The organism is Lysinibacillus sp. NPDC086135 (genome assembly GCF_044746345.1).
Taxonomy (GTDB): domain Bacteria; phylum Bacillota; class Bacilli; order Bacillales_A; family Planococcaceae; genus Lysinibacillus.
On sequence record NZ_JBIVCA010000035.1, the window covers coordinates 4,103 to 26,568 of the forward strand.

At 36.5% G+C, this 22,466-nt stretch carries 22 protein-coding genes; 13 read left to right on the forward strand and 9 right to left on the reverse strand.

Translation table 11 applies throughout. The features are described 5' to 3' along the window. Positions 1 to 262, forward strand: a 262-nt coding sequence (locus ACIPKN_RS26035; RefSeq protein ID WP_400941767.1) for a hypothetical protein, incomplete at its 5' end; no start/stop codon positions are given. Between the two features lie 98 nt (positions 263 to 360). On the opposite strand, the gene ACIPKN_RS26040 is transcribed toward ACIPKN_RS26035, so the two are convergent. Beyond that, entirely contained in the window at positions 361 to 1,266 is a 906-nt protein-coding gene (locus ACIPKN_RS26040) for a TetR/AcrR family transcriptional regulator (protein ID WP_400941768.1), read from the reverse strand. A 157-nt stretch (positions 1,267 to 1,423) separates the two neighbouring features. On the opposite strand from ACIPKN_RS26040, the gene ACIPKN_RS26045 reads away from it, so the two are divergent. The 6 genes from ACIPKN_RS26045 (at position 1,424) to ACIPKN_RS26070 (ending at position 10,224) form a co-directional block, all read left to right on the forward strand. Then, positions 1,424 to 2,938 (forward strand): DHA2 family efflux MFS transporter permease subunit, encoded by a 1,515-nt coding sequence (locus ACIPKN_RS26045; RefSeq protein WP_400941770.1) that lies wholly within the window; start codon positions 1,424 to 1,426, stop codon positions 2,936 to 2,938. A gap of 590 nt (positions 2,939 to 3,528) precedes the next feature. After that, the gene (locus ACIPKN_RS26050; RefSeq protein ID WP_049667242.1) at positions 3,529 to 3,957 is read left to right on the forward strand and encodes a helical membrane plugin domain-containing protein; all 429 of its coding nucleotides are present in this window, start codon (positions 3,529 to 3,531) and stop codon (positions 3,955 to 3,957) included. Between the two features lie 50 nt (positions 3,958 to 4,007). Further along, the gene (locus tag ACIPKN_RS26055; RefSeq protein ID WP_400941772.1) at positions 4,008 to 5,192 is read left to right on the forward strand and encodes an NAD(P)/FAD-dependent oxidoreductase; all 1,185 of its coding nucleotides are present in this window, start codon (positions 4,008 to 4,010) and stop codon (positions 5,190 to 5,192) included. A gap of 891 nt (positions 5,193 to 6,083) precedes the next feature. Beyond that, the gene (locus ACIPKN_RS26060; RefSeq protein WP_400941775.1) at positions 6,084 to 7,052 is read left to right on the forward strand and encodes a quinone oxidoreductase family protein; all 969 of its coding nucleotides are present in this window, start codon (positions 6,084 to 6,086) and stop codon (positions 7,050 to 7,052) included. 652 nt (positions 7,053 to 7,704) lie between these two features. Continuing rightward, positions 7,705 to 9,162, forward strand: coding sequence for an MBOAT family O-acyltransferase (locus ACIPKN_RS26065; RefSeq protein WP_400941777.1), 1,458 nt, complete (start codon positions 7,705 to 7,707; stop codon positions 9,160 to 9,162). A gap of 18 nt (positions 9,163 to 9,180) precedes the next feature. Beyond that, a complete protein-coding gene (locus tag ACIPKN_RS26070; protein WP_400941779.1) occupies positions 9,181 to 10,224 on the forward strand; it encodes a hypothetical protein in 1,044 nt (347 codons plus the stop codon). A 72-nt stretch (positions 10,225 to 10,296) separates the two neighbouring features. On the opposite strand, the gene pdxR is transcribed toward ACIPKN_RS26070, so the two are convergent. Beyond that, positions 10,297 to 11,673, reverse strand: a complete 1,377-nt coding sequence (pdxR, locus tag ACIPKN_RS26075; RefSeq protein WP_400941782.1) for a MocR-like pyridoxine biosynthesis transcription factor PdxR — start codon at positions 11,671 to 11,673, stop codon at positions 10,297 to 10,299. A 95-nt stretch (positions 11,674 to 11,768) separates the two neighbouring features. On the opposite strand from pdxR, the gene ACIPKN_RS26080 reads away from it, so the two are divergent. After that, positions 11,769 to 12,365, forward strand: coding sequence for a GNAT family N-acetyltransferase (locus ACIPKN_RS26080; RefSeq protein WP_400941784.1), 597 nt, complete (start codon positions 11,769 to 11,771; stop codon positions 12,363 to 12,365). Between the two features lie 29 nt (positions 12,366 to 12,394). Here ACIPKN_RS26080 and ACIPKN_RS26085 read toward each other — a convergent pair whose 3' ends face one another. From ACIPKN_RS26085 to ACIPKN_RS26105, 5 genes are all read right to left on the reverse strand, one after another. Next, positions 12,395 to 13,099 carry an ABC transporter permease gene (locus ACIPKN_RS26085; RefSeq protein ID WP_400941786.1) on the reverse strand — a complete coding sequence of 235 codons (705 nt, stop codon included), beginning with the start codon at positions 13,097 to 13,099 and terminating at the stop codon, positions 12,395 to 12,397. Further along, positions 13,096 to 13,944: an ABC transporter ATP-binding protein gene (locus ACIPKN_RS26090; protein WP_142509655.1), complete on the reverse strand. Its 849-nt coding sequence runs from the start codon at positions 13,942 to 13,944 to the stop codon at positions 13,096 to 13,098. Before ACIPKN_RS26090 ends, ACIPKN_RS26085 begins: the two co-directional genes overlap by 4 nt. A gap of 148 nt (positions 13,945 to 14,092) precedes the next feature. Next, complete coding sequence (locus ACIPKN_RS26095) at positions 14,093 to 15,049, reverse strand: LytTR family transcriptional regulator DNA-binding domain-containing protein (protein WP_400941789.1); 957 nt, start codon at positions 15,047 to 15,049, stop codon at positions 14,093 to 14,095. Between the two features lie 3 nt (positions 15,050 to 15,052). Further along, on the reverse strand, positions 15,053 to 15,640 hold the full coding sequence (locus ACIPKN_RS26100; RefSeq protein WP_400941790.1) for a dienelactone hydrolase family protein: 588 nt from the start codon (positions 15,638 to 15,640) through the stop codon (positions 15,053 to 15,055). Between the two features lie 354 nt (positions 15,641 to 15,994). Continuing rightward, positions 15,995 to 16,819 (reverse strand): methyl-accepting chemotaxis protein, encoded by an 825-nt coding sequence (locus tag ACIPKN_RS26105; protein WP_400941792.1) that lies wholly within the window; start codon positions 16,817 to 16,819, stop codon positions 15,995 to 15,997. A 538-nt stretch (positions 16,820 to 17,357) separates the two neighbouring features. On the opposite strand from ACIPKN_RS26105, the gene ACIPKN_RS26110 reads away from it, so the two are divergent. Both ACIPKN_RS26110 and ACIPKN_RS26115 read left to right on the forward strand, forming a co-directional pair. Continuing rightward, positions 17,358 to 18,872 carry a DEAD/DEAH box helicase gene (locus ACIPKN_RS26110; protein WP_400941795.1) on the forward strand — a complete coding sequence of 505 codons (1,515 nt, stop codon included), beginning with the start codon at positions 17,358 to 17,360 and terminating at the stop codon, positions 18,870 to 18,872. Positions 18,873 to 18,889: 17 nt separating this feature from the next. Continuing rightward, positions 18,890 to 19,669 (forward strand): YqhG family protein, encoded by a 780-nt coding sequence (locus ACIPKN_RS26115; protein WP_400941797.1) that lies wholly within the window; start codon positions 18,890 to 18,892, stop codon positions 19,667 to 19,669. A 39-nt stretch (positions 19,670 to 19,708) separates the two neighbouring features. Here ACIPKN_RS26115 and ACIPKN_RS26120 read toward each other — a convergent pair whose 3' ends face one another. Together ACIPKN_RS26120 and ACIPKN_RS26125 are read right to left on the reverse strand one after the other, a co-directional pair. Further along, positions 19,709 to 20,029: an ArsR/SmtB family transcription factor gene (locus tag ACIPKN_RS26120; protein WP_400941799.1), complete on the reverse strand. Its 321-nt coding sequence runs from the start codon at positions 20,027 to 20,029 to the stop codon at positions 19,709 to 19,711. Beyond that, a complete protein-coding gene (locus ACIPKN_RS26125) occupies positions 20,026 to 20,451 on the reverse strand; it encodes an SRPBCC family protein (protein WP_400941800.1) in 426 nt (141 codons plus the stop codon). Before ACIPKN_RS26125 ends, ACIPKN_RS26120 begins: the two co-directional genes overlap by 4 nt. A 176-nt stretch (positions 20,452 to 20,627) precedes the next feature. Between ACIPKN_RS26125 and ACIPKN_RS26130 the strand changes: the two genes are divergently transcribed. The 3 genes from ACIPKN_RS26130 to ACIPKN_RS26140 all read left to right on the forward strand — a co-directional run bounded on the left by ACIPKN_RS26130 (position 20,628) and on the right by ACIPKN_RS26140 (position 22,053). Then, positions 20,628 to 21,266: a LysE family translocator gene (locus ACIPKN_RS26130; protein WP_400941803.1), complete on the forward strand. Its 639-nt coding sequence runs from the start codon at positions 20,628 to 20,630 to the stop codon at positions 21,264 to 21,266. 248 nt (positions 21,267 to 21,514) lie between these two features. Then, positions 21,515 to 21,589, forward strand: coding sequence for an NINE protein (locus tag ACIPKN_RS26135; RefSeq protein WP_400941805.1), 75 nt, complete (start codon positions 21,515 to 21,517; stop codon positions 21,587 to 21,589). A gap of 242 nt (positions 21,590 to 21,831) precedes the next feature. Then, positions 21,832 to 22,053, forward strand: coding sequence for a TM2 domain-containing protein (locus ACIPKN_RS26140; RefSeq protein ID WP_323656730.1), 222 nt, complete (start codon positions 21,832 to 21,834; stop codon positions 22,051 to 22,053). The last annotated feature ends 413 nt before the right edge of the window (positions 22,054 to 22,466 follow it).

The window sequence follows — 22,466 nt, forward strand, 5'->3', positions numbered from 1 at the left end:
AGCGAAGCGACAGCAACAACGTGTTTTGTCTGTGCGAAAGCGAAGCGACAGCAACAACGTGTTTTGTCTGTGCGAAAGCGAAGCGACAGCAACAACGTGTTTTGTCTGTGCGAAAGCGAAGCGACAGCAACAACAGGATGTTGGTCACGAAGGTGTTATCACAGGAAGTGATGCTTTTAGCCTTCGTACCTCTATCGCTAATCCCCAAGGAATCGCCCAGCCTCCACTCCAATCAACTTACAGGTTTATCAAATGCGCATAATAAAATAAATGAATAGGATAAAAGCCTGGAAAAAGGAGCTAGATGGAAAGTCATGAGTGTTTGACTTTCTATAAGCTCCTTTTGTTTATGTGGTTATTTTACTTGATGCACCGCTCTGATGGTCGTTCGATTTTTACATAGCGCCATAAGCTATTAGCGATATCACGTGCCTCTTCTGTGTGTTCGGTCCCAACGAATGCTTTACGGAAAGGCGTAAGAAGTGATTCAATGATAAAGAGTTTTGGTTTCTCGCGCTGCAGTTCCTCTAATAAGAATTCTACGTACTCTAACCCTTCCACTGTTTCATTCTTAGATAACCCTTTTTTAAAGCCTGTTAATTGCTCGATGACTATTTCTTTATTAACTGGTCTATAGTTCACGACGTTTTGTATCGTGTTGATCATTTCCGTACTAATGAGGATCTCTTTTGATTCAAGCATAACGGGTATAATTACGCTAATATTGCGTAATGCTACACGTACAATGGCTTCGCGATTTATATATTTATAGTCAGCAATTAAGACTGCACGCAATGTGAGGTTAATCATACCAAGTGTCTGCACAGCACATTCATAGCTAATTGAGCTAATTTCTTCTCCAAAGACTTGTACAAGTCGGTTAGCAAGCCACTCCAGTTCTTGTAAATGATAGTTTAAAATAATTTTTTTCAGTTCATTATCACGAGAATGGAAAACCGATTCAAAAATTTGAATTAAATTATGTTCTCGATTGACATACATGAGTACTGCAACTTGCTGTGTTAATACTTCTAAATCAGTAGGATCTTTGCCGTAAAGAAGCTCGTGTCGGCGATTACTTGCCTCCTCGCGCCCTTCATCTAATATGGCGATTAAGCATTCATTTTTAGAAGATAAATGATTATAAAATGTGCCCTTTGAGATTTTGGCCTCACTAATGATGTCGTTAATCGATGTATCCACGAAACCCTTTTCAATAAATAGGGCACGAGCAGCAGTAATAATTTGTCTTTTTCTTTTGTTCATAACCTCACCTTTTTAAAAATATTATACTCTTATTCTATATCAAAAACGCCTATATATCAATGTTTTTGAAATTTATAATCTTAATTGTTGAAAAAAGTAGACTGCGAGTATAAAATAAGTTTTATCGAAAAAAACAAGAAAGAATTGAGGGATATAAATGAATAGTGGTCAAACACTACAAAAGCCACCCTATGGTATGATTGGTATTTTATTTGTGGGTGCTTTTGTTGCTTTTCTAAATAACACATTGTTAAATGTTGCATTACCAACAATCATGAAAGATTTTGGTATAACGTATTCAAAGGTACAATGGTTAGCAACAGGTTATATGCTTGTAAGTGGTATTTTAGTACCTGCTTCAGCATTCTTTGTAACACGCTTTAAAAATAGACATCTATTTATTGCAGCGATGTCAGTCTTTACAATCGGTACAATTATGGCTGGCTTTGCGCCTAACTTTGGTATGTTACTGGCAGGTCGTATGGTGCAAGCAGCGGGTGCTTCAAGTATGTCACCACTTTTAATGAATGTAATGTTAATTAGCTTCCCAAAAGAAAAACGTGGGGCGGCAATGGGGATCTTTGGTTTAGTCATGATTACAGCACCAGCGATCGGTCCAACATTATCAGGATATATTGTTGAGCATCATGATTGGCGTATGCTATTCCAAATGATTATTCCGTTTGCTGTAATTAGTTTATTGTTTGGCATTTGGAAATTAGAAAACGTGATGGAGACACGTAAAATTCATTTAGATTTCCTTTCAGTACTATTATCAACAGTTGCATTCGGTGGTATTCTCTATGGTTTCAGTACTGCTGGGGATAAGGGTTGGTCAAGTCCTTGGGTATATGGCACAATTTCAGCTGGTCTTCTTGCTTTAATCATCTTCATATTTAAACAACTACGTATGGATCAGCCTTTACTAGAATTACGTATTTATAAATACCCAATGTTTGCGTTAGGGTCAGCTATCTCGGTTATCGTGTCAATGGCTATGTTCTCTGGGATGATTTTAACTCCTGCTTATGTACAATCGATTCGTGGAATTGATCCATTTAAAGCGGGCTTAATGATGCTTCCTGGAGCAGTTGTAATGGGGATTATGTCGCCGATTACTGGGAAGCTTTTTGATAAATTTGGACCGCGTATACTAGCGATTATCGGTTTAACGATTACAACAATTGCGACATTCGGTTTAACAAAGTTAGAAATAGATTCAAGCTATACATTTATTGTGTCCTTGTACACAATTCGTATGTTTGGTTTATCAATGGTTATGATGCCGATTATGACAAACGGTTTAAACCAATTACCACTAACGATGAACCCGCATGGTACAGCTATTAATAATACTGTACAGCAAGTGGCAGGGGCAATTGGTAGTGCCGTGATGGTAACGTTCATGAATAACCGTACAAAAGCAACAGCCGAAGATTTAATTGTAGAAGCAAAAGCCAATGCAGCGCAATCAGGTGTTGCGATGACACCTGAGCAAATGCAACAAATGCAGGATCAGATTATGCAAACTGCTTTATTAGATGGTATTACACACTCATTCTTAATAGCAGCTTGTGTTACAGTCCTTGCGCTAGTGCTTGCGTTCTTCCTAAAACGCGTAAAAATTGAAAGCTCAGCCGCTTCTATGGATTTGAAAAAACCAACTAAATAATTATGTTTTTAGGCCTGTTAGTAGAATTTTTCTTCTAACAGGTTTTTTGATAAAAAATGTGGCAATTTGGGCGATAAATCGTGATTAGGTATCGAGAAATAAAAAAAATAGGCGATAAATTTTTTTATTAGTATTATACGAACAATCGAGGGGAAGTTTAAATAGACTAAATACTATTGAAAATCAAATGTTTTACAGTGACAATTTAAAAATTTGAAATCAAAAATATTGTATTTTTTAATAGTGGAGATAAAAAGAAAACTTAAATACGATGCATTGTTAACAAAATCAATGAATTTTGAAAAGATTGTCGAAATTGTGATTTAGCGCATTGAAATAATGTGCAAACAGACTTATAATGGAGTTTATAATGTCACCAAGACAAGATAAGGATGGAATTATGATGCACTTTTTGCAAAATAAAGTTAACATTGTAATAACAAGTTATACGGATTGCTATCCAGCTCTTGGGACTGGTGATTTGTAAGATATACGCGCTGTAACGACTGTTAAGAAGTGCCTTAATGGTCTTTTTTACATGGAAGCAATAAAATTAAAATAGTAAAAGTGATGGCAAAGGAGAGTTCAAAATGTCAGAAACGAAAAACCAAACACAGTCTGAACAATTAACTGTGAGTCAAGAACAACTGGATGTGCTAGATCAATTATTAAAGCCTGAGGTTCAGGAATCACTTACAACTTTAGTTGAACAATTACCTAAGTTAACTGAAATGATGACGTTATTAACAAAATCATATGAGTTTGCTCAAGCTGTTGCAACTGACGAAGTACTTAAAAATGATACTGTTGGTGCGGTAACAGAAATGGCTGGTCCAGTAGTAGGCTCAGCTAAAAACCTTGCAGCTACTGCAATTGAAGCGAAAGACCGTGCTTCTGAAAGCCAAGAAGTAATTGGTTTATTCGGTCTTATGAAAATGTTAAAAGACCCGCAAGTTCAAGGTGTTTTCCGTTTTGTTAATGCTTTCTTACAAGTAAGCGCTGAACGTAAAGCTAAATAAGACTCGACTCGAGATACATTCAATTCGTAAGGACGGAGGATTAATTAATCATGTCAAAAGAAATCGTCATCTTAGGTGCTGGTTACGCTGGCGTTTTAACTGCATTAACAGCACGCAAGTATCTATCGGCTGATGAAGCTAAAATTACTGTAGTAAACCAATTCCCAACACACCAAATCATCACTGAACTTCACCGTTTAGCTGGTGGTACTATTGCTGAAGGTGCTGTTGCTTTACCACTTAAAAAAATCTTTAAAGGTTTAGATATCGATTTACAAATCGCTAAAGTTACAAAATTCAATGTAGACAGTAAAAAAGTGGACCTAGATACTGGTTATACTTTAAACTACGATACTTTAGTAGTATCTTTAGGTAGCCAAACTGGATTCTTCGGTATCCCTGGATTAGAAGAAAACTCTATGGTACTTAAATCAGTGAACGAAGCAAATAAAATTAACAAACACATCGAAGATCGTATTAAAGCATATGCACAAACAAAAGACGAAGCAGATGCAACAATCGTTATCGGTGGTGGCGGTTTAACAGGTGTAGAGCTTGTTGGTGAAATCGTGGACAACTTCCCGAAAATCGCAGCAAAACACGGTGTTAACTTTGCTGATCTTAAAATTAAACTTGTTGAAGCTGGTCCAAAAATCTTACCAGTACTTCCGGATGCACTTATCCAACGTGCAACTGAAAGCTTAACAAAACGTGGCGTTGAATTCATTACAGGTACTCCTGTAACAGGCGTTGATGGTAATGTTATCTCTCTTAAAGATCGCGAACCAATCGTTGCTAATACACTTATTTGGACAGGTGGGGTAGCTCCACTTCCAATCGTAGGCGAGTCTGGCCTTGCTGCTGACCGCGGTAAAGCTACGATTAACGAGTTCTTACAATCTACATCTCACGATGATGTATTCGTCATCGGTGACGCATCTGTTGCATTACCAGCTGATGGCGGGCGTCCGCTATATGCACCAACTGCTCAAGTTGCATGGCAAATGGGTGAGTGTGCTGGTTACAACTTATTCGCACAATACAAAAACCAAGAGATGAAGCCTTTCTCGGCAATTAACTCTGGTACACTTGCAAGCTTAGGTCGTAAAGACGCTGTTGCGACTATCGGTGCTAGCAACACAGAACTTAAAGGTCTTCCTGCAACACTTATGAAAGAAGCGTCTAACATTCGCTATCTTACACATATTAAAGCGCTATTCGGCTTAGCGTATTAATATTTTATGAGGCTGAGACATAACTAATAAGCTCTTTGCGAAAGCCGAATTCTTTCAAATAAATTAAGCAATATATATAGAAAACCCGAACAATGGCAAAACACCGTATGAGTGTCTTGCAGATTTGTTCGGGTTTTACTTTAGCTAAAATACTTTGTTTTATTTTAGGGTAGCTAAAGCGAAAAATCAGAGCGACGGAATGAAGAATTAAAGCGACGGAGAGAATAGCCAGAGTGGCGGACAGAAAAGTCGAAGTGATAGAAAGACCAGCCAAAGCGACGGAAGAAGAGCCGAAGTGACGGAAAGAAATCGGAGCGACGGAAAGAAGAGCCGAAGTGACGGATAGAATCGTCAAAGTCGTGGATAGAGTGGCCAAGGTCGTGGATAGCCCTGAGCGACGGAAAGAAAAGTCAGATTGACGGAAAGAAATCGGAGCCACGGAAAGAAGAGCCGAAATGATGGATAGAATCGTCAAAATCGTGGATAGAGTGGACAAAGTCGTGGATAGAACAGCAAAAATCGTGGATAGCCCCGACAAAGCGGCGGAAAGAACAGCCAGAGTGACGGAGAGAAATCGGAGCGATGGAAAGAAGAGCCGAAGTGACGGATAGAATCGTCAAAGTCGTGGATAGAGTGGCTAAAGTCGTGGATAGCCCCGACAGAAATGCCAAAGAGACGTCAAAAGCCAGATTTTATAGGAATATTTCTGAATTCGATGACTAGAGGAAGGTTTAATGCTAAAGCAATAGCAAATAGTAGCACCTTCTATTAAAGAGATGCTTTTATGAGATTCCGTGGTATTGTTCTTTTATCATTTTTATTTTTATGGAAATACAACCTATTTATTCCCTTTTATTTTATAATCTAACTATAACAAGGAGGGGGAAGTTTATGCAGGCTGTGATTATTAATGAGTTTGGCACTTCTGATGTTTTAAAGTATGTGGAATGTCCAAAGCCCACTATTTCAGCGGGGGAAGTATTAATACGTACGACGTATACGAGTGTGAATTTTGCTGATATTAAAAATAGAAAAGGTAATAAAGCAAAAGCAAATTTCCCAATGATACTCGGTTTAGATGTAGCTGGTGTAGTTGAGGAGGTTTTTGCTAAAAGTAGCGCTTTTAAAGTTGGAGATGTGGTTCTTGCATTCCCGAAAAATGGAGCCTATGCAGAATATGTAGTGGCGAATGAGCAGCTAGTCTTTAAAGTTCCGAATGATGTCCCTTTGGAAAAGGCAGCCGCTGTGCCAACGGTTTTGTTTCTATCCTATCTTTTGGCACATCAAATCGCTCCAATTAGCTCAGATGATAGCGTATTAATTCATGCTGCATCTGGTGGGGCAGGGACGATGCTGATTCAAATGGCGAAAAAGCTAGGCGCCAAGAAGATTATTGGCACTGTTGGTGATATGGGGAAAGCGACAATTGCCCTTGAACTAGGTGCACATCATGTACTGACATACGATAATTTTAGTGCGCAAGTCAATGAATATACGGATGGTCATGGTGTTAACATTATTTTTGACTCCATTGCCGGGGATATTACGGAAGAGAGTTTTAACTGTTTAGCTCCGTATGGTACGCTAGTGCAATTTGGAAATAGCGGTGGTAAAGCCGGGAATATAAAAACATCTGACTTGCATAGTAGCTGCCGCAATGTGAAAGGGTTTAGCTTAGGAACGACTCGGGCTTCCAAGCCTGCAGTGCTACAACAAGTTGCACAGGAGATGTTTGCGCTGTTGAAGGATGAAAGTTTCCAAGTACCAATTGCTAATATTTTTGCATTAGAAGACATGCAGAAAGCGCATGATTTGATGGAAAGTCGTCAGCATCAAGGAAAGATTTTAATTAAAATATAGATGAACGACCTCTGTATAGTGATCAACAAGCTATACAGAGGTTACTTTTGTTTTAGATCCTATAGCTTGAAAAAAGCATTGTTGTGAGTGGATGCCCAAAATCAAACCCACCCATTAATAGAATGAAAGCAAACTAGTAAAAACTTTATTAGGAATCACCACTTTATTTGTAGGTATAATTCTAACTTTCATTTTTCGACAACAAACAGGAATTTCCTTTAAACAATTGTTAAAATGAGGTATTATTATATAGGTTTTTGTCTTTCTCTACCTTATTTTGAAATCGTTATTTGTTTTAGGTTAACTTTTTAGTATAATATAATATTTGGCCTCTTTAAATACATAATGAATATAACAATGGTATTTATTTCATTTAGATTTTACGAGTGTATCAATGTTAAAGTGTTATATGGCTAATTTAAGTGATGTAAATATAATATTAAAACATTAAATTTGATAGGCTCTTCACTAAATATTTGTTAAACGTATGTCGTGTTTTAGGTTGATTGTAGGCCTTTGGAAATGCGTCAAAGATGAGATCCCTGGAGCGCAAGTGAACGCCTTCAGGTAAGCGTCTAGTCGGAACGGAAATGTTGTGGTGAGGAGTCTTAAATTTTGAATATAAAGGAATGGCTATTAGGGGAGTGGTGCAATGCTTTTTAATTCCTTTGAATTTATTTTCTTGTTTTTACCTATAACATTTATTATCTATTTTTTATTAAATCGTTTCAGAGACCAGCAATATGCGATCTATTGGTTGGTACTGAGCTCTTTGATTTTTTACGGCTATTTTAAGTTAACTTATTTAGCAATCATCTCAATTTCAATAGTTGTGAACTTTGCTTTAAGTCGGGTAATTAGTAGTACCAATAGTCGTTGGAGAAAAACGTATATGATAATTGGAGTCATCTTCAATATTATCATTCTCTGTTACTATAAATATACCGATTTCTTTATTGGTAATATAAATAGTTTATTTGGTACAAATTTTGCACTGTTGCACTTATTGCTACCATTAGGACTTAGTTTTATTACATTCCAACAAATTGCTTTTATTGTTGATAGTTATCGTGATGGAACAGCTCATTATAAATTTAGCCATTATGCGCTGTTCATTTTGTTTTTCCCGCAGTTAATTGCAGGACCAATTGTTCAGCATGATGAAATGCTTCCGCAGTATGATACTAAGGGAAATCGTAAAATTATTCATGAACATGTTGCACGAGGTTTATTTATTTTTGCAATTGGTTTAGTGAAGAAAGTTGTAATTGCTGATACGGTGGGCATATGGGCGAATGAAGGCTTTGCCAATTATAGTAATTTAAGTTTTATAGAAGCTTGGATTACCTCATTATCGTATACAGTGCAACTTTATTATGATTTTAGTGGATATTCTGATATGGCGATCGGTTTAGCATTATTATTTAATATTAAACTGCCAGTAAATTTCTACTCTCCTTATAAAGCACGTAATATTCAGGAGTTTTGGAAAAAGTGGCATATGACGTTGAACCGGTTTTTAACTACATATGTCTATTTTCCATTAGGTGGTAGTCGTAAAGGGGCATATAGAACGTATATAAATATATTAATTATTTTCTTCATCAGTGGATTTTGGCATGGTGCAGGATGGAATTTTATTTTATGGGGACTGATGCATGGCTTTGCGTCTGTAGTTGTGAGACTTTTTAGTAAAACAGGTATTAAGCTTCCGTATTTACTTTCGTGGTTTATGACTTTCCAATTTGTTAATATCGCTTGGGTATATTTCCGTGCAACAAGTATTGAGCAAGCGAATACTATTATAGCCAAAATGTTTACGCCAAACATGACAGCTATAACTAATTTCTTTACGGAGCCGCACACGAATTTTGCGCAAGCGGGAGCTTTTAATATTTTGGGACTATCATTCAGTGATCCAATAGTTATTGTTGTAGGACTCTTAATCACACTTGTTATTGCATTTACGGCATTAAATTCTATTCAATTAATGGATAAGATGAAATTTAATTGGGGAGCAATCATTTATACGCAATTTATGATTGCACTAGTGCTAGTATCGATTTATTATATGCAAAAAAATAGTATATTCTTATATTTTAATTTCTAAATAAAGGTGTGAATGAACTTGGATCCGAAAAAATGGTTAGTAAAATTATTTGCCACATCTTTCATAGTAATAGGATTACCTGTTTTCGGAATTATGGGTTTCAATTATTATATTGACCCTCTTTGGAATTACACACATGCGAATGACTTTAACGACTATCAGCTTGGCTTTGATGAAAGACAATTAAAAACAAATTATATCAATAGCCATGATTTTAACTATGATAGTTTGTTAATGGGAACGAGCAGGATTACGTATCTTGATGAGAGGGCTTTTACAAAAGAAAATGTTTATAACTATTCATTGAGCGGACTGCATATTACAGAATATTTGCCTTACATGAAATATGCTGAAAAGAAAAATGGTAAGCCGTTTAAGAGAATTTTTATTGAGTTATATTTTGATTCGGCGAATGCTGGCAAACCTAGTACATCGAATCCGCCGCAAACTTATATCGAGGCGTCGGAGGCACCTTTTTATGCAATAAAGTCCTTATTTTCAGCAAGCACGATGCATTATGCTCTTTTTAATTATGATATTTCAAAAGCAAATCATTACGACGGTGCTCGTAGTTACACACGTAATAATATTGCACAAACTACGTATCCAAATGATGATATGGAGCAGGGGTGGCAAAAATTCCAGAAAAATTTTAAAGCAGGGACAGCCAAGCCTTTTATGTACGATACCGACTATCGAAAAAGGCTTCAAGCTATAAAAGACGCATTCCCAAATACAGAACTAGTAGTCTTTACAGAATTAATGCCTGCCAAACGGCTTCAGACAATTTTGCATAATGAAAATCGTTACGAGGCTTATAGTAGATGGATGAATGATATGGTAGATGTGTTTGGTACCGTGTACAGCTTCCATGGTGTGAATGAAATAACAGCGAATGAGAACGACTTTTTCGACTGGTTGCATTACTACCCAAACGTTGGGGATTTAATCATTAAAGCTTTAGAGAACAGGGAACAACGATCAACTATTATGCAGACTGTAGATAAAGGGAATCTTGATAAGTACCTTAAAAATGTAGTGGTAGATATTAATATTGACTAAATGATGAAAAGATGACGCTGATATGTACTGTCAGGGTCATCTTTTTTTATCCATAAAAAGGTTTATCTGCGATTATTCTAGTAAGGGGGATTGCCAAATTGTTGCAAGTAATACAATGCTTTCGTTAATTTGCCCAAGGGTTAGCCCACCATAGCCCATAATGACCATAGCATGTTTAGAGCCTTGCTGATAGGAGGTTGAACATGGATAGACTTTAATTCCTACCTCCTGTGCAAGCCTAATGGCATTATGTTCAGAAAGCCTTTTTGGTAACTTCATAACGATGTGTAGCCCAGATTTTTCACCAATTACTTCGAATTCCTCAGAAAAATGGGTGTTAATAGCTGCTAGTAACGTCTGTTGCTTTTTACGGTAAATAGTACGCATTTTGGCTAAATGCTTATCGAATAAGCCTTGAGCAATAAAATCGGCTAATACAAGCTGATCTATTTTTGAGACAACAGATTTTTGCTCCTGATTAAAAAGCATAAATTCTTCGACTAACGATTTAGGCAAAATCATATAACTAATACGGAGCGATGGGATAAGTGTTTTAGAAAAGGTTCCGAAATAAATAACACGTTGTAGCTGATCCATCTTTGCTAAAGAGGGAATAGGGAGCCCCTTATAACGAAATTCCGAGTCATAATCATCCTCAATAATATATGCCTTCGCAGAATTAGCCCATTGTAGAAGTTCTGCACGCCGTTCAACCGGCATGACCATCCCGAGCGGAAACTGGTGTGCGGGTGTTGTGTATAACATGTGGATGGGTTTTTTCGGTATTGATACCCCTAAGTTATCAACAGGAATAGCATGAGTTATTAATCCACATTGTTGCAATGTTGCACGTACTCTTTTAAAGCCAGGCTCCTCTAAGCCAACGTGTGCTTTTTGGCCAAAAAAGTGACAGAGAGCCTGAAGCTGATTTTGTGTACCACTATAAACGAACACCTGTGATGCTTCACAAGTAACTCCTCTTGATCGTTCAACATAGCGAGCGATTTCCGTCCGTAATATAGCTTCTCCTGGCCAAGGACTTGTTGTTAAATTATCCACATTAAAGTGCTTTTTCAACAGCTTATGCCAGATCGAAAATGGAAAAGCTCCCTTATCCACATGTCCGTTATTAAAATCAAATTTTATAGTATATGTAGTTGGTGTTATAGCTGTGGATATGTGCTGATTTTGCTGCTGTTCCCATTCAAATTCAAAGGGCGCTATAAAATAACCAGAGCGTTCCTTACTATAGATATAGCCTTCAGCTAGTAATTGTTCATAAGCTTCCTTAATCGTGTGGACACTAACATCAAGCGTTTTAGCAAGTGTTCGTTTAGATGGCAATTGCTCATGGGCCAGTAGTTTCTTGCTTAAAATTGTTTGTTTTAATTCCTCGTAGATTTGCACGTATTTCGATGCATCTCCAGTAAATGAGATCGATAACTCCAAAATATTGCACCTCCTGGTACGGTGAATTTTTTAAAAATTGGTTCTATCTATCATATCAAAAATACCGTTAAATAGGTAAAAAGGAGTGAAGCAACATGAATTTTAAAGCATTAGAAAATGAGGTAGTATTACTGAAGCCATTAGAACAACAGGACACGCAAGGGCTATTGGAGGCAGCTAGTTATCCAGAGATATGGCCCCACATGTCCACAACAATTGAGAAAATGCTCGATGTGAATAACTTTGTGGACAAGGCATTAACAACAAAACGTGAAAAAACTGAGTTTCCATTTGTAATTGTGGATAAAAAATCTGGACAAATCATTGGTTCGACTCGGTTTATGGACATTGATGAAACGCATAAACGACTTGAAATAGGTACTACATGGATAACACCTGCTTTTTGGCGTACGGCCATTAATACGAATTGCAAATATTTATTATTACAATACTGCTTTGAGGTACTCTACTTACAGCGTGTTCAAATTAAAACAGACCACGGAAATTTACGTTCTCAAAAGGCGATTGAACGTTTAGGGGCAACAAAGGAGGGGGTCTTACGTAATCATATGGTGCGGAAGGATGGTACGACTCGTCATACAGTGATGTACAGCATTACTTTACAAGAATGGCCACAAGTGAAAAACCATTTGCAGCAGGTGCTAGTTGATGCTACAGAGAAATTGGGGTAAAGAAATTAGTACATAAAAAAGAATGGTCATTAGTCGACCATTCTTTTTTTATAAATAAATCCTGCTACAATCCAAGTTACTAGTGACCAAACGATGATTGAAGCTATTGGAATAATGACATCCATTGTTGTGTATGATCCTTCTAAAGCTTCTGCTAATAGTACCAATTGAGAACTTGGTAACCACTCGGCAATCTTTAAAATCGGATTAGCAGAAGACATAGCTAGTGCAAGAGGACCGAATGAGAAAATAAGGACAACGGGTAGAATGATAAGAGATCCTTCCATAATCGTTTTGGCGAATAATCCACATAATGTTCCTATTGCAATATAAAACACAGTCGAAAGTATTAAAGCGATAGCTAAGATGAAAGGATTAGCTGGGGTATAGCCCACAATGAAAATAGTCAATGCCACGATTACTATCGTAATGATAAAGACAAACAAGCTTTTACCAATTAAAATATCGCCAAGTGAAGCAGGGGAAAGCATGAGACTACGAAGCGTATTTTTTTCTTTCTCCTCTGCAATTAGACTGCATTGTACATAGGTAGTCACCATAGAAAATGCCATATTAATTAAAAGGAAATAGAAAGCAATAGCAGTTGAACCTGATTTTAAAAAGAATGCCAAAACAAGTGGCATAAGTACCATAATGGATACCGCATAGTTACGTGAAAATTCCTTATAATCCTTCATTAAAATAGCTTGAATACGTGTCATTGAAAGGTTCATACTAAATCACTCCCTGTTATTTGCATAAAAATATTTCCTAGTGTTGGCTCGTTCGTATATATCCGAGAAACTTCGTTAGATTGCATCCAATGAAACAGTTTTTCAGCATCTTGTTCTCCATTTTGAATGATTTCACAAGCACCATTTGTTAATTCCACTGTAATAGATTCATCGCCAAACTCTTTTTTCAAATCCTTTGGCGCACCAATTGCTCGAATTTTACCTTTATGTAAGAAGGCTACACGATCACAAAGTATTTCGGCTTCACTCATATCATGTGTTGTTAAAAATATTGTCGTACCCATCTCGTTTAATTTGCGCAAGCCATTATAAATATGCTGTGTATTAACAGGATCGAGAGCAGAAGTTGGCTCGTCTAAAAATAATAATTCGGGTTTATGCATGATAGCACGTGCAAGCGTAACACGTTGCATCATTCCTTTAGAAAGCTGACTAATCTTCTTTTTACGATCACCGTATAAGTTAACAAAATCCAACGCTTCTTTTATGGCTGATTTAGGTAATTGATATAAATTACTGAATAGTAATAAATTCTCCTCGATTGAAAGTCGCGTATATAGTCCGCTATTATCTGTTAAAATACCGAAGCGTTTACGATTATTACTTTGTTTCATCTCATTTGCTGGGCGGCCAAACAATAAAACGTCGCCAGCAGTCTTTTCAGTTTGTGCTGTTAATATTTTTATAGTAGTAGTTTTTCCGGATCCGCTAGGTCCAAGAAAGCCGAATATTTCACCTTTTTGAATGGAAAATGAAACATCCTGTAATGCTGTTTCCTTATTAAATGTCTTTTTCAAATGCTGAACATCGATTACTGCGTTCATTTGAAAACCTCCCTGTGTTGTTGTTGATATCTACACTATAAGGGACAATAAGGGTCTCAACATTATATTACAGGTGAAAGGCTGTGAAATGACCTTTAGTGGAGAAATATTTCAGCTGACAGGAGTCGTTTATTTCCTGGGAAATCTACTAAATTCCGAGTATTTTCTTTAAATCTGCGAGTTTGTTTTTCGACAAAGGTACTACGGTCTTTTCATTGCTGTTTAAGGCTAGGCTATAGCTATTGCGAGTCCACGTAATGATTTCCCGTACCTTTTGTAAGTTAACGATATAAGAGCGATGACTTCTAAAGAAGCCGAACGGTGTCAATTTTTGCTCAAGATCATTTAATGATAATGTGCATGGATAGGCTTCACCTGCAACATATAGTGAAACAATACCCTCAACACTTTCGATATAATCGATTTCAGGGGGATTAAATAAAATGATCTTATCATTTTTCTTTGTAGGGATTTTATCAAGTCGAATCGGTACGCTTTCTTGAGAGGGGGGAGTTGGTTCTGTTCCATCCTCTTTAACGTCTAATGCATGTATGCCCGTGATATCCAGTCTATGTACTTCTGTACTCGAAATAATTAAATCCTCAAGATTGTTAGATAATAAAATGACTGTTTTATTCTTTTTTTGAAGTGCATCCAATAACTGAATGACTTTTTGCTTGGAAAACTCATCTAGGTTTTGGAATGGCTCTTCTAAAACATGTATCTGTGCCTGATTGAGATATGTATGAATCAATTTTAAACGTTGCTTTTCTCCATTCGAAAGCTTGCTGATTTTAATGCTTTTTTGCTCCATCAAAGCGAATAATTTTAATAGATCCTCCATCTTTTCAGAAGAAGCATTGAAAAGCTTTAAGCAAAAGTTAATATATTCTCGGACCGTCAGTCGCTCATACAAGGCATTTTCACGAAAATGTGTATACGTATTACTTTGCTTCGAAAACCATTGTATTAATGTATGTATTTTTGACACATCCGTATGGATGCCGATAATAATACCAGGCCGCATAGAAAGGTGAAAGTTTGGATAAATTACATTTCCTCCTTCTATATAAGGGTCAATAATTATGCTTTCAATTTGGTTCATTACTTAGTCCTCCTTGACTTCATTTGATTGCAAAAATTGCGAGATTTCAGTTTGTGACTGTAAAAAACTTCTATAGTGATAGTTTCCGTTATTAGAGTCCATAAAACCGTGCTGACCTATATATTGTCTCGTATGAACAAATGGAAATGTATCGAGTGTTTCTTTTAATTCATGGACATTAAAACTTTTCTCATGGCTTGGTAAAATAACGAGTGTCGGACAGGAGGGCATTGTATCCAAGTATTGACGAATGCGTGAACCATAAACGCAAACGATACCTTGTAATGGTAGCGTTGATAGTCTCCAAGCTAATGTTGCACCTACACTAAATCCGATTAACAGTACTTCATCAAAATGTGTCCTAGCTTCCAATATTTTTTCGGTTAGTTTATCGAGAGGAGCATCAAAGCCAACCTCATTTATGAAATATTCATAGGCTTCCTGTTCTTGTTCATATTGAAATGTTCTATCGACTGAATATAAAGAAATGCACTCAACAGTAGTGTTAGCATTACTGTATGCTTCAGCTTGCATTTTTATAAAATCGTTGACGCCATAAATCTCATGTAGAATGAGTATTTTCCTTGTCATGTTGACCTCATTTTTGCTTTTTTCAATAGTGTACCAAAAAGTAATCATACAGGGTTCATCACCAAAACGTGTGGTTGATTTCCGTTCCGACTGGGCGTTTTCCTGGGGGCGTCCGATGAGCCGCCCAGTCTCCACTCCAATCAACTATTTACATAGTAGACGTTTTAACAAAAGTCATCCATATAACTTTTGGTGATGGACCATCATACAGTATATTCTGTAAATTTTTGACATTTATTTTGTTGTTTCGGTAATTATTCCGGACAGTGCCTAAAAGTAAAAAACCCGGGCAGACTTATGTGGTTCTGGATTGACCACAGCAAGCGAACCGGATTTTTCTGTTGATATATGCCTTTATTTCATTGCGTTAGACATAAAATCCTTCATTTCCATACTAAGCGTATTAAGCTCATCAATGATTTCACTAAAGTCCTGAACAAGTTGTGCCTGTTCGTTAGTGGCACCATTTATTTGAGTCATGTTTTGCTTTAAATTTTCAAGATTATGATTGATGCTTCGAAGTGAGGTTTCAATGTTATCAGTAGCAGTAGTTGTTTCAGTAGAAAGTTTGCGAACTTCTTGTGCAACTATATGAAAACCGGCACCATGTTGACCTGCACGTGCTGCCTCAATTGATGCATTTAATCCGAGTAAATTGGTTTGACGAGAAATATTTTTTATCAAATCCGTAATACCATTTGTTTTTTCAGCATCCTCTAAAGCAAATTGTGTCTGCTTATTAATTTCCTCACTAGTTGCAGCTAGCTCCTCCGAATGAGAGGCAATTGTATGTACTTTATCTTGTAGATTTTGGATAATATCATTCATAGTAACAATATATTTCTCCATTTGTAGAGAATGGTCAATAGGTATTCCAAAGGCTAGCGCGCCTACGATTTGCCCATTTTCACGAACAGGAAAGGAAAATGCGTTAAATTCTACACCATAAAATTCCTTTGGTACATGCTCATTAGTACTTTTGCCTTTAAGTGGGAGATGTAAAATTGCATCACCTGGGAGAATTTTTTGTCCGATTTTATACCCAGAATCTATCCGTTTCCCAGGTAAATAAGCAATAATACTCTCACTCTCTTTATCTACTAATCCAATCATGGACTCGCCTTTCATAGCTAAATGAATGTAAGGCATTGTCAATGTTAATGCTTCAAGAATTTTCATAGTAACCTCCTCGGTATATGTAAGCCCTATTAAATTAGGGCATAATCATAATCTCATTTTTAAAACGTTATTTTTTGGAAAAGTGATACTTCTTTAATTGTATGAAAAAAGGAAGTAAATAAAAAGACTATCTTAATACCATTATCCTTTTAAATTGTACGAAATTAAGGCAATATATTATGAATTTGCTAAAAAAGGAGTAGGACTTTTGCGCAGTGCAAAACGTGGTGTTGATTTTCGTTCCTGCTGCCGCTTCGCTGCAAGGTTCCATCTTTGACGCTGATCTCCAAGGAATCACCCAGCCTCCACTACAATTAACCACTTCGCTAAGAATATATCTTCAGCAATGTTTTACCTTTGCGAAAGCGATAACAGAGGTCATAGCATCCGCTTTTGAAACGCATAAAATTAATAAAAGTTCTAAGCTTTATTGATTGAACTGATGGGAAAATTCATCAGAAGTTTTTCTTTCGCAAAAGTTTAACATAGCTTTTTCTTTTTTGGACAACCTAAACTTTAGAAATAATGGTATGAGGTGATGATCATGAAAATAGAAAGGTCGTCCGAATGGGAAGAAGGCTTTATCAATAAACTGAATGAACATGGAAAATGGGATAGTTGGACATTGTACAAGATGAATTATGACATTGTGAAAATGAAGCTAATTCCTGATTTCACAGGTTTACAGGCGACGAAGTATTTACCAAATTTAAAGCCGCTTAAGCACCAGTTGGAAGCAGCAGAGACAGTCATTGAACGTATGAATGGTAAAGCGATTTTAGCTGACGAAGTAGGTCTTGGTAAAACAATTGAAGCAGGTTTAGTTTTAAAGGAATATTTGATTCGTGGCCTCGTTAAAAAAGCATTAATATTAGCGCCAGCATCTCTTGTTAATCAGTGGGTTGAAGAATTAAATATAAAGTTCCACATTCCGGCAGTAGCTTTTAAGAAAAATGTTCAGATTGAGCGCCATGATGTCCTTATTATGAGTATGGATACGGCAAAGAAGAGTCCTCACAAAGAGCGAATTTATGAGCAGGATTACGATATGATAATTATCGACGAGGCTCATAAATTAAAAAATCATAAAACACAAATTTATGAATTCGTACAAAGCTTAAAGAAAAAGTTCTGTTTATTATTAACGGCTACACCGATTCAAAACGATGTCTTTGAATTATTTTATCTTATTTCCTTACTTAAGCCTGGTCATCTTGGCAATTATGATACATTTCAATCTGCATTTTCGGCAAGTAAGCATGATTTAGAGCATGATGATTTTTTAAAGGAATTAGTGAATCAGGTAATGGTGAGGAATAGGAGAGAAGACACGGGTATTGAATGGACAAATCGCCGTGTTCAAACTATTCCAATCGAATTCACGAAGGAAGAAGAGGAAGTTTATAGTCTGCTTGGAACCCTTCAAAATACAGGCTCATTTTCAATGATTACATTGCAAAAGGAAATGTGTAGTAGCAAGGAAGCAACAGGTTTAACATTAACTAAAATGCTTGAAGACAATGAGCAACCGCAAGAAATTGAAGGAATACTAGCAAAATTAATGGCTTTAGAAGTGAATTCAAAGGCGAAAAAGACCCTTGAAATAGTCGAACAGGCCAAAGACAAAGTAATTATTTTTACAGAGTATAGAGCTACTCAAATTTACTTGCAATGGTATTTACATTCTAACGGTATAACAAGTGTCCTATTCAACGGTAAATATAATAAAAGTAAACGTGATTATATGAAGCATCTTTTTAAGGAAAGGGCACAGGTTCTAATCGCAACAGAGGCAGGCGGCGAAGGGATTAACCTTCAATTTTGTCATCATGTCATTAACTATGATCTGCCCTGGAACCCTATGAAGCTAGAGCAACGAATAGGGCGCGTACATCGATTAGGGCAAGAGCATGATGTTCATATTTATAATCTGGCTATTGTCAATACGATTGAAGAGAACATATTAGCATTACTTCATACGAAAATTGATGTGTTCGAAAAGGTAGTAGGCGATTTAGATGCGATTCTATCTAACTTTAAAGAATCTGTATAGTGTAAGGGAGAAGGACCATGTATCCACAGCAAGTTCATAGTTATTTACGCCAATTTTTTAATGAAAATGATTGCCCTATATTAGGAGAAGATCAGCATTATCTTACTGTACAATTAACGGTTGATATTGATAAAAGAATTATGAATCGCCCTTTTTATTGGCAATACGTAGAAGCTACAAACAGTGAGGCAAATCCAGCTCAAGTAACTTTCATTACAAATCAAACAGCATCAGCAGGGAGCCTTTATGGAGAAGCTATTCATTTTGGTTCTCCGAGAATGAACCAGCTTTTTCAAGCAACAAGGGAGCTAGGAGCTTATGTTCAGCTTTTTGAAAAGGTGGATAATGAAATAGGGCAAGTTATCCTAACTCCTTGGCTAGGTGTTAACTTTAAAGTGTCGTATTGCTGCGATCGAACGAAAGAAACGCTTTATTCATTTGGCATAAACTTGCTAACCGGGATCATAAAAGAGGATTTTCAAGAGACGATATGTACATCTGAATTTGACACTGTTCCAGCAGACAATGCTTTTCATGTTCAATATATCATTAAGCCTCTTAGAGCACTCGAAAGATTACATGCTACTATTGAAATGATGATTGAACGTGATGACCATTCATGGGCTACTGAAGCAAGAAAACGATGGCAGCATGATCAACGTGTACTTGATTATTTTTATGAGGAAGAAGAAGATAAACCAGAATGCTATGACATCGAAAAGAAGGCATTAGAGGAACAATACGATACAAAAATTAAAATAGAAATTATTAATGGTGGTTTATTTTATCTTTATTAAACGAGGAGCTGTCTAATAGTAGGGACAGCTCCTTTACATTTAATTTTCTTCAAAAATACTTTGTAATTGTGCCAATTTATTATCCCAAAATAAATCAAAGTACTGAAGCCAGTCTTCAATTTCTTTTAGTTTTTCGGCATGTAATGTGTATATTTTTTCTCGTCCCTTTTTATGAGCAGACACTAGCTCAGCTTGCTCTAAAATTTTCAAATGCTTTACAACAGCAGTTCGGCTTATAGAAAAATTCTCAGAAATAAGTGAGATCGGTTTATCACTTGCGGCAAGTAGCTGTAGGACATGACGTCTTGTTGGATCAGCGATTGCTTGAAAAACATCATACTTTACAGCAAGTTGTGTCATTGTGATTCCACAACTTCTTTTAATTTTTTGCCGACAAGCATTGTCCAGCCGCCCTCCATTGTTGTACGAATGGCTTCAGCAGGCATGTTAGCTTTAGGAATGATATGTGAAGCTTCTTTCCAGCCACCATGTGTTAATGTAAATTCAGTTTGCTCACCAATTTCTTTCAGTTCAAAAGTGACAAACCATCCATCTGTATCCCATGCAAAACGAACAAAATGTGGAGCATCTACTTGTTCTACTCGACATGGTGAAGGACCAAACGGTGATTGTATCGTAAACTCATGACCTTCAACAGGCTTAAAATCATTTGGCATAAGCCAAGAAGCAATCTTTTCAGCATCCGTTACTGTTTCCCATACTTTTTCAATCGGTGCATTGAGTGTAACTGTTTTAACAATATTCTCTAGTTTTTCTGTCATTTAAAATGAACTCCTTCGCAAAAATATAACCTTAAGGTGTTACGAATATATAACACCTTAAGGTTATATGTCAATTATAAATACATTGGATAAATTTTCATTGTGTCTTTTTGTAAATCCTTATTTATGTTAAAATTATTTTTATAATTTTCTGACTAAGGAGGGAGGTCATTAAAGTGGTGAACATATCTGTGTTTTTATTAATGTGCATTTTATTAATTATTTTGCCTGGTCCGGATACCGCCATTGCAACAAAAAATACACTTACCGTAAGCAGAAAGGGAGGTTTACAGACTTTACTCGGTTCGTGCTGTGGATTATTGATCCATACTTTTGCAGCGGTTATTGGACTTTCGGCGATTATTGTAAAGTCAGCATATGTATTTACCATTTTAAAATACGTCGGCGCGGTTTATTTATGCTATTTAGGTATTAAAACTTTATGGGCATTACGATTAATACGTACACAGTCTCCAGTTGTACAAGACGAAACCCAAATTGAACATAAATATTCAGAGCAATCATGCTTTAAACAAGGCTTCTTAACAAACGTTACAAACCCAAAGGTGGCTATATTTTTTCTAACATTTTTACCTCAGTTTGTAGATGGCAAAAGCGGTACATTTATGCCGTTTCTTATAATGGGGCTTATTTATACTGCATTAACGGGATTTTGGTTTGTGTTTTATGTTTACTTGTTGGATAAAATTAGCGCATTTATGAAAAAGCCAACGACGAAAACGATTATCGAAGGATTGACAGGTGCAGTACTAATTGGTTTTGGCATTAAGCTAGCATTAGAGAAAGCCCACTAAGGTTAAATAGACTAAACTGATAAGAGGATATTATGTTCAATATAAGAGCATATATCCTCTTTTCTTATATATATTAGATTTGATGTAGCCTATAGCGGGAGGCGTAGTGAGGTCTTTAGACCGAGCGTTAAATATTTTTTAGGGGTGAGGGTACAAGAAGTTCTCATAGAGAAACCCCGTCCCTTCTTTTGTGTAACTCGTGCGATAGAAAAATGGATTACACATCAGATAGAAGTTAGATAGTAACGATGTTACTTTGCTTCTTTCTAGGTTATTTCGGAGCACACCGCTTCTACGCTGGAATGATAATACGAATATATTAATGATTGTAACTTTAGAAGGCTTGGGTACCTGGGTATTAATCAATTTGTTTATGAGTGTTATCGGCAAAATCACATAAGATCTACATAATAAACAGTAATGCATAAGGGACTGGTCAACTAGGATTGATTGGCATAGTCGTAAAAGATAGATTAAGGTGTTGAGAAAAACGTAAAAGAATGATAGACTTCTGTATGGAAATGAAGTAAATTCTTTCCACGCAAAAGAAAGGTGATTGATAAAAATGCAACAACAAACTTCGGAAAAAAACTATATAGCAATGATTTTACTATGTTTCTTTTTAGGTAGTCTAGGAATACATCGCTTCTACGCAGGTAAAATAGGTACTGGTATTTTAATGATTATAACTTTGGGTGGGCTAGGTATCTGGACATTGATTGATTTAATTATGATTATTGTCGGCAAATTCAAAGATAAAGAAGGACTGGAAATAAAACCTTCTTAACAATAATGAATAAGGCGTTGGTTAACTGCGGTTACCTAGCGCTTTTTTTAATGGAGAAATATTGTTTAATAAATCGTAGATGTCCGGGAGGGCTGATATGCGCCCTATGTGTCACCTGTGGCTCCTTATATACCTCTTGCAAGGTTGCGGGCTGCATTTAAGTCAGTGTTAGCTTCGTGTTTGCGGTTGATACATTTGAATTGTTCTTAAGTTGGTCGATACACTTCTTTCCTCACTTTGTTGTGAACGAATCCGCAATCAGGAACACGAGTTGATTGGTGCAACATTACCACTAACAGCATCTTGCTAACGAGTGCGTTCGTATTATAAGGTTAACCAGTTTTTACTGGTTGACCTTTTTTTAATAGAATCTATTATATCAGTAGCCAGGGTAGGACGTACGGGTGCGTGGG

Excerpts from the sequence above, each read along its gene's own strand:
- ACIPKN_RS26040 (WP_400941768.1), bottom strand. The coding sequence starts at position 1,266 with ATGAACAAAAGAAAAAGACAAATTATTACTGCTGCTCGTGCCCTATTT.
- ACIPKN_RS26045 (WP_400941770.1), top strand. The coding sequence starts at position 1,424 with ATGAATAGTGGTCAAACACTACAAAAGCCACCCTATGGTATGATTGGT.
- ACIPKN_RS26050 (WP_049667242.1), top strand. The coding sequence starts at position 3,529 with ATGTCAGAAACGAAAAACCAAACACAGTCTGAACAATTAACTGTGAGT.
- ACIPKN_RS26055 (WP_400941772.1), top strand. The coding sequence starts at position 4,008 with ATGTCAAAAGAAATCGTCATCTTAGGTGCTGGTTACGCTGGCGTTTTA.
- ACIPKN_RS26060 (WP_400941775.1), top strand. The coding sequence starts at position 6,084 with ATGCAGGCTGTGATTATTAATGAGTTTGGCACTTCTGATGTTTTAAAG.
- ACIPKN_RS26065 (WP_400941777.1), top strand. The coding sequence starts at position 7,705 with ATGCTTTTTAATTCCTTTGAATTTATTTTCTTGTTTTTACCTATAACA.
- ACIPKN_RS26080 (WP_400941784.1), top strand. The coding sequence starts at position 11,769 with ATGAATTTTAAAGCATTAGAAAATGAGGTAGTATTACTGAAGCCATTA.
- ACIPKN_RS26085 (WP_400941786.1), bottom strand. The coding sequence starts at position 13,099 with ATGAACCTTTCAATGACACGTATTCAAGCTATTTTAATGAAGGATTAT.
- ACIPKN_RS26090 (WP_142509655.1), bottom strand. The coding sequence starts at position 13,944 with ATGAACGCAGTAATCGATGTTCAGCATTTGAAAAAGACATTTAATAAG.
- ACIPKN_RS26095 (WP_400941789.1), bottom strand. The coding sequence starts at position 15,049 with ATGAACCAAATTGAAAGCATAATTATTGACCCTTATATAGAAGGAGGA.
- ACIPKN_RS26100 (WP_400941790.1), bottom strand. The coding sequence starts at position 15,640 with ATGACAAGGAAAATACTCATTCTACATGAGATTTATGGCGTCAACGAT.
- ACIPKN_RS26105 (WP_400941792.1), bottom strand. The coding sequence starts at position 16,819 with ATGAAAATTCTTGAAGCATTAACATTGACAATGCCTTACATTCATTTA.
- ACIPKN_RS26110 (WP_400941795.1), top strand. The coding sequence starts at position 17,358 with ATGATCATGAAAATAGAAAGGTCGTCCGAATGGGAAGAAGGCTTTATC.
- ACIPKN_RS26115 (WP_400941797.1), top strand. The coding sequence starts at position 18,890 with ATGTATCCACAGCAAGTTCATAGTTATTTACGCCAATTTTTTAATGAA.
- ACIPKN_RS26120 (WP_400941799.1), bottom strand. The coding sequence starts at position 20,029 with ATGACACAACTTGCTGTAAAGTATGATGTTTTTCAAGCAATCGCTGAT.
- ACIPKN_RS26125 (WP_400941800.1), bottom strand. The coding sequence starts at position 20,451 with ATGACAGAAAAACTAGAGAATATTGTTAAAACAGTTACACTCAATGCA.
- ACIPKN_RS26140 (WP_323656730.1), top strand. The coding sequence starts at position 21,832 with ATGCAACAACAAACTTCGGAAAAAAACTATATAGCAATGATTTTACTA.